This is a genomic window from Paenibacillus sp. FSL R5-0766, from assembly GCF_037971845.1.
GTDB lineage: Bacteria > Bacillota > Bacilli > Paenibacillales > Paenibacillaceae > Paenibacillus.
In genome coordinates, this window is record NZ_CP150227.1 from 1858347 (window position 1) to 1874392 (window position 16046).

Sequence of the window (16046 nt, forward strand, 5' to 3'; positions counted from 1 at the left end):
ACGATATGGCACGCACAGTGAAAAGATGGTTTGTTCTCCTGGCGGCAGTATCTCTGTTGCTGGTGAATGCCATGCCTGCGGCAGCCTCCCCGGCGCCGTATGAGAGTTACAACTACAACTATTGGAAAGAGGCTGTTCCCTCACCGGATGCCTACCTGCCCGAGCGTACCCTATCAGGTCGTGACCTCGGCATTAGTGAGTTCAAAGACCCCGGTGATATGAACGTTTCTCCCTCCGGGTTGATCTACATTTTGGATAGCGGCAACAGCCGAATTGTTGTATTGGCCCCAGACTTTAAGCTGCTGCGCGTCATTGATGGATTCATGATGGATGGTAGCAAGGAGACCTTTAACCTTCCGGGCGGATTATTCGTGGATGAGCAAGAACGCATATACGTCGCCGATACGGGCAACGGTCGTGTGGTTGTCCTGGATGGAGAGGGGACGCTGATTCAAACCATCACGAAGCCCGAGTCGGATATCCTATCGACCCAATTCCAGTTTCAGCCCTTGAAGCTGACGGTTGATCATGTAGGCCGAGTGTACGTTGTGGCGCAGGGGGTCTACGAAGGGATTATGCAGTTTGACGAGAGTGGGAAATTCATCGGATATGTCGGTACCAACAAAGTGGAGCGGGACTACGGCGAATATATCTGGCGCATGTTATCAACCAAAGCCCAGCGCGCACAGATGGTTCTCTTTGTTCCAACGGAGTTCTCCAATGCGGATATTGACCACAAAGGATTTGTGTATGCAACGAATATTGATCCCGGCTCAAATGAACCGATCAAACGGCTGAATCCGTCTGGTGAAGATGTACTGAAGCGGTTTGGTTATTACGATGTCAAAGGTGATATCCGGTTCCGCAACAATCCGGGTCCATCCAAACTGATCGATGTGAAAGTGCTGGGCGACGGCATGTACAGTGTATTGGATGCGACACAGAACCGGGTGTTCACGTACGACGATGAAGGTCATCTGCTCTACATATACGGTGGCAAAGGAAATCAGGTGGGCACGCTCAAAACACCTGTCGCGATTGAACAATCAGGTGAGCATCACTTGGTTCTGGATCGGGGCAAGAACAACCTTGTCGTCTATGAGCCAACCCGTTTTGGTGCCCGTGTGAATGAAGCGGTGGCACTCCACTATCGGGGCGAGGACACGGAGGCCGTAAATATATGGAGAGAAGTGCTGAAGCTGAATGCCAACTATGACATCGCTTATATCGGTATCGGCAAGTCCTTATTAATGGAGAAGAAAAACGAGGAAGCGCTAAGTTACTTCGAACTTGGAATGGACCGCAAGAGTTATTCTGTGGCGTTCAAGAGGCATCGGCGGGAGATGATGAAGGAACATTTTGGTACATTCCTGACCGCTGCGATTGCGCTGATTGTCATTCTGATCCTGACCCGGGTGACGGTTAAATGGAGACGGAGGAGGCAGGTTGATCGTGAAGCAGGATTTCATTAAGTTTCCGCTGCATCTCATTTTTCACCCCATTGATGCATTCTGGGACCTCAAGTCAGATAACCGGGGACGGCTGTTTGTTGCTTTTGCAGCATTGGCGCTTACCATTGTTATGATGATTTTGCAAAAGCAGTACGCAGGATTTCTCGTTAATTACATCGATCCTCGTACGATTAACAGCATCATCGAAATCGCCACGGTTGCAGTACCTTTCTTTCTATGGTGCATGGCCAACTGGGCGGTAACAACTTTGATGGAAGGGGAAGGCAAGTTCAAGGAAATCGTTCTGGCGACAGGTTACTCGCTCATTCCGGTTATTCTGATCTATGCCCCAATGATCGTGATCAGCCGTTTTATGGTGCAGGAGGAGACTGCTTTTTATTATCTGTTCAATAGTATTGCGTTCTTCTGGTTTGTACTGCTTCTGTTCATTGGCATGATGACGGTACACCAGTACACGGTGATTAGAACAATCATTACGATGGTGCTGACACTCATTGTGATGGGCATTATTGTATTCCTTGGCGCACTGGTCTTCAGCATGCTGCAACAGCTGTACGAATTCGGTTATAACATTTACCGTGAGTTGATTTTTCGGACCTAAAGGAGGCGGCATCCGTGAACAAAAGGCAACGATTATATACGGTGCTGGCTGGTGGTGCAGCTGTAATCATGATTGCAGCCGGGCTGCTGTATATAAACAACAGGGGGGTTCCTGCCGTGGAAGCCGCGGCTTATCTGGATACAACAACCCAAGCCATGCCCGTCACGGAGGAACCGTTGCAGTTCCTTGGCGACTCTTCGCAGGGGGTACCTGGTATGCAACTGGTCGCTGAAGATCAGGGATTGGCCCTGTACTACAACGAGGAGACAACAGAAATTGCAGTACGTGACGGAAAAAGTGGAGAGATTTGGTATAGCAACCCGAAAGAACGGGATGGGGACAGTCTCGCTTCCGCATATGAAAAAGAAGTGCTGTCCTCCCAGCTGAACGTGTCTTTCCGGGATGCGATGGGCACACTGGAGAACTTCCTGAATTTCAGTTCCAGCATCAGCAACAAGCAATTCACTGTGGGGCAGATCGATCAGGGCATTCGAGTGAACTATACGCTTGGTGATACGTCGCTTGGCATTGACGCGCTGCCCAAACTGATCAGCAAGCAGCGCCTGGAGGAGAAAGTGCTTTCCAAACTGGACGCTACTGTCGCAAGATACACATCTGCCCGTTATTATCCAACCAAGAACAATCCGGATATTCTGGAACGGCTGGATGGACAGATCTCGAAGCAGCTTGTGCTGAACAAGATGCTGGGTGCCTTTGAGACGGCGGGTTACACGGCGGACGATCTGGCTTTTGACAATCAGGAGAATGGAGTCGAAGGCGGAGGCGTATCGGATAAGCCCAGCTTCGTCATTTCTGTGGAATATCGACTTGAGCAGGGGGCACTCGTTGTGACTGTACCCCTGAGCCAAATAGAAGAAAGTGGGCAATACCGCATTCGGAACATTGATTTGCTCGCTTATTTTGGTGCTGCGGATACAAAGGGCGAGGGTTATATGCTCGTGCCTGACGGTTCCGGCAGCCTGATCCACCTGAACAACGGGAAAACCCAGGAAGAGCAGTATGTACAGCGCGTGTACGGCGCAGACCCAAATGATAACTCGCTCAGTCGTCCTCAGGTTAGTGAATCCGCGTATATGCCTGTGTTTGGTCTGAAGAACGGGGAGAATGCCTGGTTTGCAGTCATTGAAAAAGGGGACGGCATTGCCAGTATCTCTGCGGATATTGGAGGCAGGCAGAACAGTTACAACCACGTGCATGCGACCTTCTCCCTGCGCGGGGAGGATGAGCTGGAGATGTACACCTCGCAGAAAATGCAGGAGATCCAGCTGCTTAGCGAAGAGCCTTACCGTGGAGATATTCAGGTCCGTTATCATTTCCTTCATGGAGAAGATGCCAGTTACTCGGGTATGGCCCGCCTGTATCAGCAGCAGTTGATCGAACAGGATGTATTGAAGCCGCTCCCGGAACAGACGGAGTTGCCGTTCTATCTGGATGTACTTGGTGCAGTGGACAAAAAGGCTTCGTTCCTGAGTGTGCCCTATCGAACCACCTTAGCCATGACGACGTACGAACAGGCCACCGAAATGGCGGCGAAGTTGCAGCAGGAAGGTGTAAACCGCGTGCAAATGCGGTATCAGGGATGGTTCGGCGGTGGCATCAGCCATCATACGCCAACCCGGGTGAAGTTGGACAGTGAAGTAGGCAGTCGTTCCGAACTGCAAACGTTGTCCACCAAGCTGGAGCAGTCGGGTGGAGCTCTGTTCCCGGATGTGGCTTTCCAGCACATTTATCACGATGATATGCGCTTTGCTCCTTCCTCGGATGCAGCGCGTTTTGTCACAAAGGAGACAGCAGAATTGTATCCGTACAATCCTGCACTTAATCGCATGGATCAGAGTAGGGACAGCTATTATTTGCTCTCAGCGGCCAAGCTTCCTTATGTAGTGAGTGAGTTTGCTGACAAATACCATCAACTGGACCTCGGCGGGTTATCCCTTCGTGATCTTGGGCAGGTCCTGACTTCCGATTATCGGGATAGTCGGGTGATTCATCGGGAGACGGCGAAAAACATTGTGAAGGAGCAGCTGGGACAGCTGGAACAGTCCTATCCGAACTTGATGATATCTGCCGCAAATAGCTACGCTTGGGGAAGTGCACAACATGTTGTGAATGTACCCGCAGGATCGAGTCGGTTCAATATTACCGATGAAGAAGTTCCTTTTTATGGGATGGTCATTCATGGATACATGAACTATGCCGCATCTCCGATGAATACGTCGGGGGATCAGGATCTCCGCAAACAGTTGCTACGCAGTCTGGAACTCGGGGCAGCTCCGTATTTTCAATGGACCTATGAACCATCATCCAGGCTAAAGCTGACGAATTATGATTCGGCATACGCAACCGAGTATGGCTATTGGGTGGATGATGCTGTTGCTTTGTATAAGCAGGCTAATGAAGTGCTGGGAGAACTGGAGAATGAGCAGATCCTGAAGCATGAACGCATTCAGGATGGCGTCGTCCGGATCACCTATACTGGGGGTACATCCATCCTTGTGAATTACAATGCGGATGCAGTAACCGTGGATGGGACAACGGTTGGCGGGACGGATTATGTGGTGGAAGGAGTGAACCGATGAGAACCATTCGATTATCGCTGAAGTCACGGAGAGCGCTGCTTGGACTTGCATTTATATCGCCGTGGCTGATCGGTTTCATCTTCCTCTTTGCCACGCCACTCCTGCAATCCATCCGGTTCAGTCTGAGTAATCTGTCCGTTGCTCCGGGCGGGTACGTTCTGGAATACGTTGGATTTAAAAATTTCAAGGATGCGCTTCTGGTTGACGCGACGTTCAACCGGATTCTGGTCGACTCTGTTGGAGCGATGCTACTGAATGTGCCGATGATTTTGTTCTTCAGTCTGTTTACGGCGACACTGCTTAACCAGAAGTTCAGAGGCAGAACGATGGCACGTGCGATCTTTTTCCTGCCGGTTATTCTGGCTTCGAGTGCAGTCGCAGCAGCTGAGTCTGCGGGATTAATCAATCTGATGGGGGATGCGAGTGCGGTGGATGCATCAGCCGATGGCGGTGCTTCGTTCAACGTGGTATCCATTGTGCGGATGCTGGCGGATGTGGGATTACCGATGGCCTATGTGGATTACATTGTAGAAGCCATCATGCGGATCTATGAGATTATTAGTAGCTCTGGCGTTCAGATTCTGATCTTCCTCGCCGCGCTGCAATCGGTACCGGGATCCATGTACGAGGTTGCGAAGATCGAAGGGGCGACAGCCTACGAATCATTCTGGAAGATTACATTTCCCATGGTCAGTCCGTTGATTCTGACAAATGTCATCTATACGATCATTGATTCATTTGCCGGGAGTCCAGTCACACAGGCCATCTACCAAACCGCATTCAAAACGCAGAACTTTGGCTTAAGCTCGGCGATGTCCTGGCTGTACACACTGGTGATTGGCCTTGTACTGATCGTAGTGGGCTGGGTATTGTCACGGCGGGTTCACTACAACTGACGGTTAACATTAAGGGAGGCTTCAGATTATGGCTGCATCAGGAACAGATCGCATGGTGGTGGTACCAAAACAGAATTACCACATGCAGCGGGTACGAAACAAGACATCGGACCTTCTCTATTCCATTTTCAGATATGCACTGGTCATCGGCATTTCATTTATTATTTTGTATCCGTTATTTCTCAAAGTTTCAGTCGCGTTCAAGGATAAACAGGACATTTACAATCCAACGATTTATATGATTCCTCAGCATTTTACGCTGGATAATATCCGGCTAGCGGCGCAAGTGATGGATTTTCTTCCCTTGCTGGCGAACACGTTATTGTTCGTTACCATCACGACGCTTCTGACAGCGATATCCTGTGCACTTGCCGGATACGGCTTCGCCCGGTTTTCGTTTCCGGGTAGTAATGTACTCTTCATCCTTGTGATTCTGACGATTCTGGTGCCGACGAGCACACTTATGGTGCCAATGTATCTGCATTTCCGCAGCTTTGACTTTATGGGCATCATCCAGTTGTTCACGGGGAAAAACGGGATTAACCTGCTCAATACGTACTGGCCTTCAATGATTACGGCTGCTACGGCAGGAGGGCTGAAGGCGGGGCTATTCATCTATATCTTCCGGCAGTTTTTCAAGGGGATGCCGAAGGAAATCGAGGAGGCCGCACTGATTGACGGCGCAGGTGGATTCAAAACGTTTGCCCGAATCATGTTGCCCAATGCGATCTCGCCACTGATTACGGTCATTTTGTTCTCCTTTGTATGGCAGTATAACGATACATTCTATTCGGCATTATTCATGAGTGAAAGTCCACTGATCTCGCTGAAGGTGGCTTCCTTACCTGCTCAGGCGAACCAGTTGATTCCACAACTGATGGGCTTTGGCTCGAACTCGGGCATCAAGGCCGATCCGAACTATGTGGCCATGATCGTGGATACAGGCATTTTGCTGGCGATTGCACCGTTGATTATTTTGTACTTGTTCGTGCAGCGGTATTTCGTTGAGAGCATTGAACGTTCTGGTGTAGTGGGTTAACATGGTAAATCCAATTGGAGGTGTAGAGATGACAGTGCGTGAGATCAGCAGAGTTCCGGTGAATAAAACAGCGTCATCTGAAGCAAAAGAGCTGATGGCGTTCCTGGTCGAGCGTTATCGAAAAGGGATGTTGTCAGGCCAGCAGGATTATAGCAATCTAAACTGGATTAATGAAAATACAGGCCGAAAGCCAGCTGTGATTGGCTTTGATCTCATGGAATATTCGCCATCAAGAACAGAGCGCGGTGCGGTCTCCCAAGAGATTCGGGATGTGATAGACTGGCACAAACAAGGCGGGATCGTGACACTATGCTGGCACTGGAACGCACCGACGGATCTGATCGATGAACCGGGTAAAGAGTGGTGGCGGGGGTTCTATACGGACGCGACAACCTATGATCTTGCCTCCGCGCTTGCTGATACTGAATCAGAAGCATATCAGTTATTGATTCGGGATATAGATGTTATTGCTACACATTTACAGGAGCTGAAGGATGCTGGTGTGCCTGTATTATTTCGACCACTTCATGAAGCGGAGGGTGGCTGGTTCTGGTGGGGAGCGAAAGGCCCCGAACCTGCCAAACAGTTATATTGTTTGTTGTATGATCGATTGGTTCAAGAACATCAGCTGCACAATCTTATCTGGGTCTGGAACTCGGAAAAACCGGAATGGTATCCAGGGGATGATATCGTGGATATTGTGAGTGTAGATGTATACCCGGAAGCGGGAGATCACAGCCCGCTGGCGGCACGTTACACCAACCTGCGAGAGCTTGTGAAGGATAGTAAAATCATTGCACTGGCCGAGAACGGCTCCATCCCTGACCCTAAGCAGATGAAGGAACAGGATGTACACTGGAGTTGGTTCTGTACCTGGACAGGTGGATTCCTGAGAGACGGGACGCATAATGAACTAACGTTTTTGAAGGAATTGTACCATAGCAAAGAGGTCATTACGCTCGATCAGTTACCGAAGTGGAGTTGGTTATAAGAATCCCACGTCCAACTTGAATTGGAATCAATGAAGCGTTAGTATTCGCTGTAAGAATTCATGCGAATACTAACGCTTCATTTGTTGGTAGCGCACTTTTGTTAATGGAACCCCTCTTCCCAAAACATGAAAATCCAGTTCGAACAACCATTTAGTTTGACGGGTGTAACATAGCTTGGATATTGGTATGTAAAGTCACGCTGGAAGTGAATAAAATGTACGATTGATTAACCGTGCGGATCAGAATCCTCTCACTTGTGCCATTGACTGGACCGAGCCGAATGGCAGATGGTTCGCTTCCACCGTACGTATCATCCAGGGTGACCGATGTGATATGTGCGATGGGAATTTCAATTTTGGAAAACTGCCAGCGGATGACCAGTTGATCTTCTACTTTTTTCACGTTAACACCAAACATACGATGACCTCCTGTTGTGATTCAAATTATTGAAGTAATCTCGTATGTCCAGTTTATCATATTTTGGATAAAATTACCTTATTAATAATAAAGAGTTACGATTTCTACAAACTGATTTCGAAAGTCCAAATCTATCCTGTGCAAAGGAGGACAATGTATGAACAACTGGAATGCCTATCATTATTTTGAACAAAGCCTTGGTCCTTTCAGAAATCTCTCCAGCCTGTCTGCGGATGAAGCAGAAACAGTTACCCAGAAGATCCGTCTTCAGGGACGGAACTTTGCCAGTCGGCGACCCGCAGATTACATGACAATTCGCAGAACACTTGAACAAAGGGCTTATGAGCAGTTTGTTGCCAAAGGTGGGAAGCCGGTACAATCATATCCCCATTATCTGACGCTCGGTGCATGCGAATGGCTGTTGTCCTGGTATTCAGAACCCGATCATGTAATCATTCCATGGGGTGACCTTCCAGTTGAAGTTGTGAGTTTTACCTACGGGGACTTGTTTCCAACAATGAGGTTTGACGATGCTAAACCTTATCGTAAGCAGATCTATACCAAGGATGAAATCATGGAAGTTATTCAGTTCTATGGGTGGCCTCAGGAATGGAACCGTAAAGGTGATAAGGGGCCGGAACAATATATTGAGGTACAGGTCTGGGACGAACGTATTATCCAATCGTGCACACGTGACTGAGACCGTTATGAAGAAATTTGATATTATCATCGATCCCAAGAAGTGATCATGCGGAGATATCAGTGTACGATATCGAGGGATGGGGACTTGATGTAAAACATACAGGATTAACCATGATATATATCGAATACAAATAGAGAAATTAGAGAACTTATACTCCAACACAAAGGGTGTGCCACATGACGAATCTATTCGAACATTGTTCAGGTCAAACATTATCCGCCAACCTGGGATGGCTGAACGAGCCAACAGATTGGTCCATTGAAGACGGCAAAGTAACGATAACCGTTTCGCCGATCAGTGACTTTTTCATTGATCCGGGAGGTGAGCCGGTGAAAGCTTCAGCTCCATTTTTACATACGATAGTCAAGGGAGATTTCAGCATCGTCACTCGAGTACAGGTGGACATGAAAGAACAGTATGACTCAGGCTGCCTGATGGTGAGGGTGGACGATACGAATTGGGCTAAAGTCTGCTTTGAATATTTTGAAGAACAGCCGTCTATTCTTAGTGTTGTTACTCGTGGTAACTCGGATGATTGTGTATCCGCACCTGTAGACGTTAATAAGCCTTATTTACGTGTAGCCCGGGCAGGCAACAGCTTTGCTTTCCATTATTCTCAGGATGGAGAGAAGTGGAAGCTGGTTCGTTATTTCGGACTCGACTGCGCGGAAGAGATCAAAGTTGGCATTGTGGCCCAATCCCCCATTGGGCAAGGGACCACGGTTACTTTTACAGACGTACAGCTTCAACATGGAGTGACCGGAAGTGTTCGCCGGGTAAAATAACAGCGATCAGAAGGTTGTTTTGTCATTTATTTCACCCGAATTAACATTCCGAACAGACCGAGTATAGCAAAAGCCAGAAATGCCGTTGTATTAGAAAACACTTCGATCGTATAACCTGCCATAGAAGAGCCAAGGAATTGCCCAACACCCAGCGCGAGAAAGGCAAGGCTAATTCCGATGGACACATTTGGACTGAATAGTCTCGTCGCCCAAACAATAAATACACTGGTCAGGAAAATATACGTGCTGCCAAATATGATCGCAGAGATGAGACTGGCAGTCATGGATGGAAGAAGGATTACCCCCAGTGAGATCGCCAATAAAAGTATGCCCATTCGGTAGGACCACCCAATCTCGAACCGTTCAATAATGCGACCCGCGCATCCACCGAGTATCCCCATAACCCCCATCACAATCCAGAACAACACGGCTTCCGAATCGGAGGCCCCTTTCTCGTCTGTGAGGAAGTTGCGGGCAAAGGTCCAGTAGATTGCAGAACTGAAACCTGTCAACAGACAAGCCATGAGCAGAGCGGACCCTGGTCTGGTTGGTTTCATACATGCCCTGAGAGACTTGGTACAAGGCAGTGTCTTCGTAGGTGGAATAACACGTCTGTTCCACAGCAGAACAACAACACCGATTACAGCAAACAGGATGTAGGTTAGACGCCAGTAATCCGTGAACAGCCAGTAGAGTGGACCTGATATTACAATTCCGAAGCTGGTCCCTGTGTTAATCCAGCTGTTGCCTCTTGCTTGCAAATCGGGTGCAAGCTCGGCATTAACCGTGTTACCGAGGGCTGGAGAGGCCCAGCCTGTACTCAAACCTGCTAGAAATATACTAAATGTAAGAACCCATGCATTCTGAGCCAGGGCAATGCCGGTTAATCCGAGCACTGCGCTGATCCCTGCCAATTGAATGACATAATGATGTCCCTTGCGATTAATCAACAATGGTGCAGTTAGAAGGGACAGACAGTAGGCGATATACGTTCCTGAGTTAATCGCGCCAGAGGCTGCATCATTTAATTGTAAGGCTTCCGAAATTTCCGGCATAAACAATCCATAACTGAATCGCCCGAATGCATAACATACAGCGATAAGTGCAATGCCTGGAAAGATAATTTTTTTCATTAAATCCACCGCCTTTTAGATAGAACGATCATTATATTTCTTATGAAATAAAAAAGTGAGTTGAAATATTAACTCACCCGGAATAGCTTTAATTGAAACTGGTTTGCGTCATATGGATCAGTTCACGGCAGACGTCATTTACATTTTCTGTCTCAGCAAGTGCCGTGGAACCCTCCAGTAGCAGGGAGAATTGCAATAGATCTCGAACACTTGCAGCAGGCGCCAATGTTTGGATTAACGTTCGCATATGTCTTTTATGCGCATTCACTGTTTGGACGATGATATGATCTGTATGACCTCCGAATTCTTCTTTGGCGCGTAGAAATAAGCACCCTCTTGATTCGTGTTCCTTCAGCCAAGTTGCATGTCCTTCAGCCAGATTGAGGAACATGGGTTGTGCTTTATTGTCTGCATATTGCCGGAGTTGTTCTAAATAACGCTGTTCGCGCCGCAGGAGCACCTGGACGATGAGATCATCCTTCGACTCAAAATGATTGTATAGCGTCATAATCGCAATCCCGGCATCCGTGATAATCCGCTTTAAACCGATGGAATGGAAACCGTGAAGGTAGAACAATTCTTCAGCCACGTTTAAAAGCATTTCTTTTTTGCTGCTCATGATCAGTGATACTCTCCCTTCAAAATAAGATAGAACGATCATTATATTCGTAGGCTATAATATATCGTTTACATTGTCAAATTTTGTGACTTCCTTGTCTTTGGTTAGTTCAAAGCCTGGGTAGGGCGTTATATGAACAACGTCTTTGCACATTAACCGGACATATGAAAGCACAACATGACAGGTTGTTGGGTGGTTTATCCGTTATATTAGACATCAAGGAGTGATTATTACATGAACTGGATCAACGCATTACAGGTCGCTATTCAATATATGGAAGACCACTTGCTCGAAAATATGACGATGGAGCAGATTGCAGCGCAGGCCCATATCTCTCCTTTTCACTTTCAACGTACCTTTGCCTTATTAACTGATGTTACTGTAGCTGAGTACATAAAACGCAGACGATTGACACTGGCGGCACATGAGCTTCTGCAAAGTGATCACAAAATCATTGATCTGGCGTTTAAATACGGTTACGACACACCGGAATCTTTCTCCAAAGCATTTCGCAGACAACATGGGATCGCACCCAGTGAGGCTCGAAAGAATAGTAACACTGTCCAATCGTATAATCGTCTGGTGATTCAAGTGAGTCTAAAAGGAGCAGAGCCGATGAAATATAAAATCGTTGAACATCCCGAATTTACGTTGGTCGGAGTAGAGCAAACTTTCTCCTATGCAGATCAAGAACATCTGCAAGGCATCGGGAAGATGTGGCGGGAAGCGTGGACGAGTGGTACAGAGGATCGTTTATTTGAACTGAACAATGGGGATATTCCAGGTTTACTCGGTGTCGTTGTGGATCAGAGCGAAATTCAGGAAAAACAGATGCAATACTGGATCGCTACAACTTACGATGGTGAAGTACCGGAAGGATTATCAAGCTTCACCATGCCTGCTTCCAAATGGAGTGTATTTGAAGTAGAAGGCCCGATGCCGGAGAGTATGCAGCTTCTATGGAAACAGATTATTTCGGAATGGTTTCCATCCAACCCTTATGAGCACGCATATATGCCGGAGCTGGAAGTATACCCGGGCCCCAATCAACCGCCACAAATTTGGATACCAATTAAATAAATTTTAACCGTTTCAAACTCGATCATTGTCGCCCATAAACATTCGGATAACCGAAGCTGTTTATGGGTTATTTGGTCGTGATTAGTCAGAGATTCGAAGGTGTACAGAGGAAGTTCAAGCGTTGTTCATTTTATTGCAGCCAGGTAAACATGATATATTGGAATGAAGGTTAGCAGCTATAAGAGGACAATGAGGTAAACCGCAGGAGGCAGATATGTTATATGAGAACCCATTCATTCAGACGATCATCAAACACGAGCAATTAATGCACGATCTGCGGAGAGTTCGTAGTCTCCATTTACCTCAAAGTTACATAGGTGCAGGATATATTCGTAATTATTGAATAATAAGTGATTTGCGGAATAGCGGGTACAAGAAGGAGTGTCTACGGATTTGATAAAAAAGTTCTTACACAAAAATGGACTGATCATTGATCTTGTCCTGTTGGCATGTTTTGTGGCGTTCCTGGCCTTCTGGGGCCAAAGATTCCCAGTCATGTTTTTCGGAATGATCACGGTGGCTTTTATCGTTCTAAGACGGATTGACTATCAGAAGCATGTTATTCTGAAACGGATTATCCTTACCGGATTTGGCGTGGTTGCCGTCTCTTTTGTCATTATCGAAGCCCTTGTATTCACACAGCTTGGTGCGAATGATCCGGAACAAGCGGACTATGTCATTATTCTGGGTTCAGGCATCCGTGGAACGGAATTGTCATTGACCCTAAAACAAAGGTTAGATGCAAGTTTGGACTACATTCGCAGCCACCCTCAGACACCGGTCATTGTATCAGGTGGGCAGGGACCTGGAGAATCAATTCCCGAAGCGCTCGCCATGAAAAACTATCTGATTGAACAGGGGATCAACCCCGCCCAAGTCATTATGGAAGATCGCTCCACAAGTACACAGGAGAATTTGGCCTTTTCCAAAAAAATCATTCTTGAATCCGGGTTAGAGCACCCCGAGATCATGATTGTCACCAGTGACTATCATATGTTCCGCTCCAAGTATATCGCTGCCAAGAACGGTTATGCGGCAGAATATGGCATATCGGCCCCGTCACCGGGTTATCTGAAACCCGTCAACATGATCCGTGAATATTTTGCTACGATCAAAACATTTATCTAATGCACATGACAGGAAACGAAAACAGGACGAAGCTGGAGATCTATGCTTCGTCCTGTTTGCATATAAGGATGTTATTGCTCCTTAATGTATAGGTTATTTCTCTGAAGGAGCAGGTACAGTTACTGAAACCTTATCCCCAGGGTGAGCTACCATTTCGGGGGATTGGGTATTCGAAGGAACGGCAACGATTTCAGGAGATTCACCCGTAAAAGGAACAGTGGCTGATTCTACAACTTTAGCCTCAGAAGGTTTAGTAGTAGAAGGTACAGTAGCAGACGGTACAGTAGCAGACGGAACTGGCACAGCTTCGGAAACTTCATCCTCAGGGAGAGCCACGATTTCAGGAGTTTCGGAAGTGGAAGGCGCAGTTACAGCTTCGGAAATTCGGGCCTTGTTGGGAGAAGCTACGATTTCAGAAGATCCATCAGTAGAAGGAACAGGCACAGTTTCAGAAGCCTCAGCCTCCACTTTAACCGTATGGTTTGATGCCCATACGGCGGTGGACGTACTTACGCCTGTAATAAGCAGGAGGGCTCCCATACTTATCATCCAATGTTTCTTTTTCAGTTTCTTTACATTAAACATAATCATCAATCTCCTTTTTAATTGTTTGCCTTCACCCGATAGGGACGAACAAAATTGAGCAGGCATTTTCTTGGTTCCCGCCATCACATTTAAAATCGTCTCACCATATCGTCTCCGCTCTTCATGGGACATCTCTTTCACGACATCTTCATCACAAGCCAACTCGCTCCAGGTATGAATGTCCCGGCGAATCATATGAATCAGGGGATTGAACCAGTGCAGGGCACTAACGCCCAAGGTCACAGCCTTGACCCACAGATCTTGATGTTTCAGATGTACCAACTCATGATGAATTACCATGCTGATGTCCATTTTCACCGTATTTTCGGGTGGCAGATATATCGTTGGTTTAAACAAGCCAACCAGTATAGGGCTTCGTACTAGCGTGCTGTGAGCAAGAGTGATATTGCGTTTGAGACCCAAAGCCTCTTTGATTAATGGTAGCTGTATAGCTGCCTCACTATGACAGAGGACTGGCGTACGTGTACGAGATAATTCATTCAGAAATCTCCGATAACAGTACACCTGCCATGCAGAAAAACTGATGACTCCAATGCCCCATACGCATAACAAGAACCAGGCTGTGGTTACCGAAATGGTTTGTTCCGGGATAAACGTTCCTGCAAGTGCGCCCGAAGCTGCTGCATTCTCCGTACCCGGTATAGTTGATGTCGTTTGGAATGCAATATCCAAAAGCCATGAAAGGCCAAGAGATACCGGGAACAGATAAAACAAGAGAGCCAGTTTACCGAGTCTGTAGAGCCACTTGGTCGGAAAAACAGATACGGGTATAAGTCGTAGTGCCAAAATACAAACAGAAACGATACTTCCCGCCACGGTCAGGCTGTACAGAATTTCAAAAAAGATGTTCATCATCTGCACCTACTTTTCCGAAAGCCATTTTTTCAGTTCTGAAATGTCATCGTCTGAAAGCTTGTCACCGTCATACATGGCCGAAACCAAATTTTTAACTGAACCTTGGTAGAGTCCATCAAGAACATGTTGCGTTTCCTGTAGTTTGTAATCTTCGGGCTGTAGAAGAGGTACATAATCATTGGTCCGTCCACGTCTCGTAACGGTAAGAGCGCCTTTATCCACCAACCGTGACAGAAAGGTAGACATGGTCTGCGCTTTCCACGCTTTCCCCTTCTCAGCAAATATGTCTAATAGTTCTGTCGAAGTGACGGGTGGATCGCATGACCATATAACAACCATTAACTCCATTTCTGTTTCGGATAATTTTTGAATCTGGTTCACAGTGAACACTCCTTAACATCGTTATGCGTCCATAACGATCGTATTACTACACTACGTAGTATGTATAAACTACTACAACTTGTAGTGGATAGTCAAGTTATCCTGATAGATGCTTGCCAAACCATGTTATAATATAGGTCATTATATAAAAGAACGATGTAGGAGTGAATGATCATTACAGCATATCAATTACCTGCTCTCTATGAGCAGAAGCGAGTTTCAATGCACGAGATGGAAGAGATTGTACGCCTGTTGGCTCAGGCACCTTTATTATACGATGATGGACAGAGCATTCAGGTTCAGGATTACATGGGAGGCTTGGAGGTCGAACTTGAGCATGAGGTACGTCGTGCAGTAACCGAGTTGTATGAACTGGCTGTTCAGGCCTGCCGCGTTTTCGCCGATCCATTGGCGTACGAGCAACTTCAGGATGCGCTTGGGTTACAGGCTGAGTTATGGCAGGAGGAAGTGCTTACTCTTGCAAATTGGATGAATTGGTTGAAGCAGATCAGTGAAGGAAAGAGAACACTGCCTGAGTACAACTTCACAGCGATGCTAGGGAACTTGCCGGACGGATTCATGATCCATGATTTTTATGATGAGCTCCGATATCAGCTGGAACAAAACCCTGCAAACGCATGGGCTATCGACGAGCGGGATCGCTTGTACGCCTCCCTGGGTGCGAAATAAATCAAACTAACGGGTCACCGGCGGTGTTTAATCTAATATCTGCATTTTG

At 47.0% G+C, this 16046-nt stretch carries 16 protein-coding genes; 11 read left to right on the forward strand and 5 right to left on the reverse strand.

What is annotated here, in order from left to right:
• The first annotated feature begins 5 nt into the window (after positions 1-5).
• Genes MKY66_RS08475 through MKY66_RS08500 form a run of 6 tightly spaced genes read left to right on the forward strand, consistent with a single transcriptional unit; the run spans position 6 to position 7599 of the window.
• Positions 6-1472: an NHL repeat-containing protein gene (locus tag MKY66_RS08475; RefSeq protein ID WP_076209263.1), complete on the forward strand. Its 1467-nt coding sequence runs from the start codon at positions 6-8 to the stop codon at positions 1470-1472.
• Positions 1453-2073, forward strand: a complete 621-nt coding sequence (locus MKY66_RS08480) for a YIP1 family protein (protein WP_076209262.1) — start codon at positions 1453-1455, stop codon at positions 2071-2073. Before MKY66_RS08475 ends, MKY66_RS08480 begins: the two co-directional genes overlap by 20 nt.
• Positions 2074-2087: 14 nt before the next feature.
• The gene (locus MKY66_RS08485) at positions 2088-4673 is read left to right on the forward strand and encodes a DUF5696 domain-containing protein (protein WP_076209261.1); all 2586 of its coding nucleotides are present in this window, start codon (positions 2088-2090) and stop codon (positions 4671-4673) included.
• Positions 4670-5569: a sugar ABC transporter permease gene (locus MKY66_RS08490; protein WP_076209260.1), complete on the forward strand. Its 900-nt coding sequence runs from the start codon at positions 4670-4672 to the stop codon at positions 5567-5569. Before MKY66_RS08485 ends, MKY66_RS08490 begins: the two co-directional genes overlap by 4 nt.
• A 28-nt stretch (positions 5570-5597) precedes the next feature.
• Positions 5598-6608, forward strand: coding sequence for a carbohydrate ABC transporter permease (locus tag MKY66_RS08495; RefSeq protein WP_083656930.1), 1011 nt, complete (start codon positions 5598-5600; stop codon positions 6606-6608).
• 28 nt (positions 6609-6636) lie between these two features.
• Complete coding sequence (locus MKY66_RS08500; protein ID WP_076209259.1) at positions 6637-7599, forward strand: glycosyl hydrolase; 963 nt, start codon at positions 6637-6639, stop codon at positions 7597-7599.
• A gap of 151 nt (positions 7600-7750) precedes the next feature.
• Here MKY66_RS08500 and MKY66_RS08505 read toward each other — a convergent pair whose 3' ends face one another.
• Positions 7751-8017 (reverse strand): hypothetical protein, encoded by a 267-nt coding sequence (locus tag MKY66_RS08505; RefSeq protein ID WP_076209258.1) that lies wholly within the window; start codon positions 8015-8017, stop codon positions 7751-7753.
• 157 nt (positions 8018-8174) lie between these two features.
• On the opposite strand from MKY66_RS08505, the gene MKY66_RS08510 reads away from it, so the two are divergent.
• Together MKY66_RS08510 and MKY66_RS08515 are read left to right on the forward strand one after the other, a co-directional pair.
• On the forward strand, positions 8175-8717 hold the full coding sequence (locus tag MKY66_RS08510; protein ID WP_076209257.1) for a hypothetical protein: 543 nt from the start codon (positions 8175-8177) through the stop codon (positions 8715-8717).
• 179 nt (positions 8718-8896) lie between these two features.
• A complete protein-coding gene (locus MKY66_RS08515; protein WP_076209256.1) occupies positions 8897-9505 on the forward strand; it encodes a DUF1349 domain-containing protein in 609 nt (202 codons plus the stop codon).
• A gap of 26 nt (positions 9506-9531) precedes the next feature.
• On the opposite strand, the gene MKY66_RS08520 is transcribed toward MKY66_RS08515, so the two are convergent.
• Positions 9532-10638 (reverse strand): MFS transporter, encoded by a 1107-nt coding sequence (locus MKY66_RS08520; protein ID WP_076209255.1) that lies wholly within the window; start codon positions 10636-10638, stop codon positions 9532-9534.
• An 88-nt stretch (positions 10639-10726) separates the two neighbouring features.
• The gene (locus MKY66_RS08525; RefSeq protein WP_076209254.1) at positions 10727-11257 is read right to left on the reverse strand and encodes a TetR/AcrR family transcriptional regulator; all 531 of its coding nucleotides are present in this window, start codon (positions 11255-11257) and stop codon (positions 10727-10729) included.
• 234 nt (positions 11258-11491) lie between these two features.
• On the opposite strand from MKY66_RS08525, the gene MKY66_RS08530 reads away from it, so the two are divergent.
• On the forward strand, positions 11492-12337 hold the full coding sequence (locus MKY66_RS08530) for an AraC family transcriptional regulator (protein WP_076209253.1): 846 nt from the start codon (positions 11492-11494) through the stop codon (positions 12335-12337).
• Positions 12338-12730: 393 nt separating this feature from the next.
• Complete coding sequence (locus MKY66_RS08535) at positions 12731-13465, forward strand: YdcF family protein (protein ID WP_083656928.1); 735 nt, start codon at positions 12731-12733, stop codon at positions 13463-13465.
• A 93-nt stretch (positions 13466-13558) separates the two neighbouring features.
• Here MKY66_RS08535 and MKY66_RS08540 read toward each other — a convergent pair whose 3' ends face one another.
• Both MKY66_RS08540 and MKY66_RS08545 read right to left on the reverse strand, forming a co-directional pair.
• Entirely contained in the window at positions 13559-14926 is a 1368-nt protein-coding gene (locus tag MKY66_RS08540; RefSeq protein WP_256704118.1) for a M56 family metallopeptidase, read from the reverse strand.
• Positions 14927-14932: 6 nt separating this feature from the next.
• A complete protein-coding gene (locus MKY66_RS08545; RefSeq protein WP_076209251.1) occupies positions 14933-15307 on the reverse strand; it encodes a BlaI/MecI/CopY family transcriptional regulator in 375 nt (124 codons plus the stop codon).
• 168 nt (positions 15308-15475) lie between these two features.
• On the opposite strand from MKY66_RS08545, the gene MKY66_RS08550 reads away from it, so the two are divergent.
• On the forward strand, positions 15476-15997 hold the full coding sequence (locus MKY66_RS08550; protein WP_076209250.1) for a hypothetical protein: 522 nt from the start codon (positions 15476-15478) through the stop codon (positions 15995-15997).
• Positions 15998-16046: the final 49 nt, after the last annotated feature.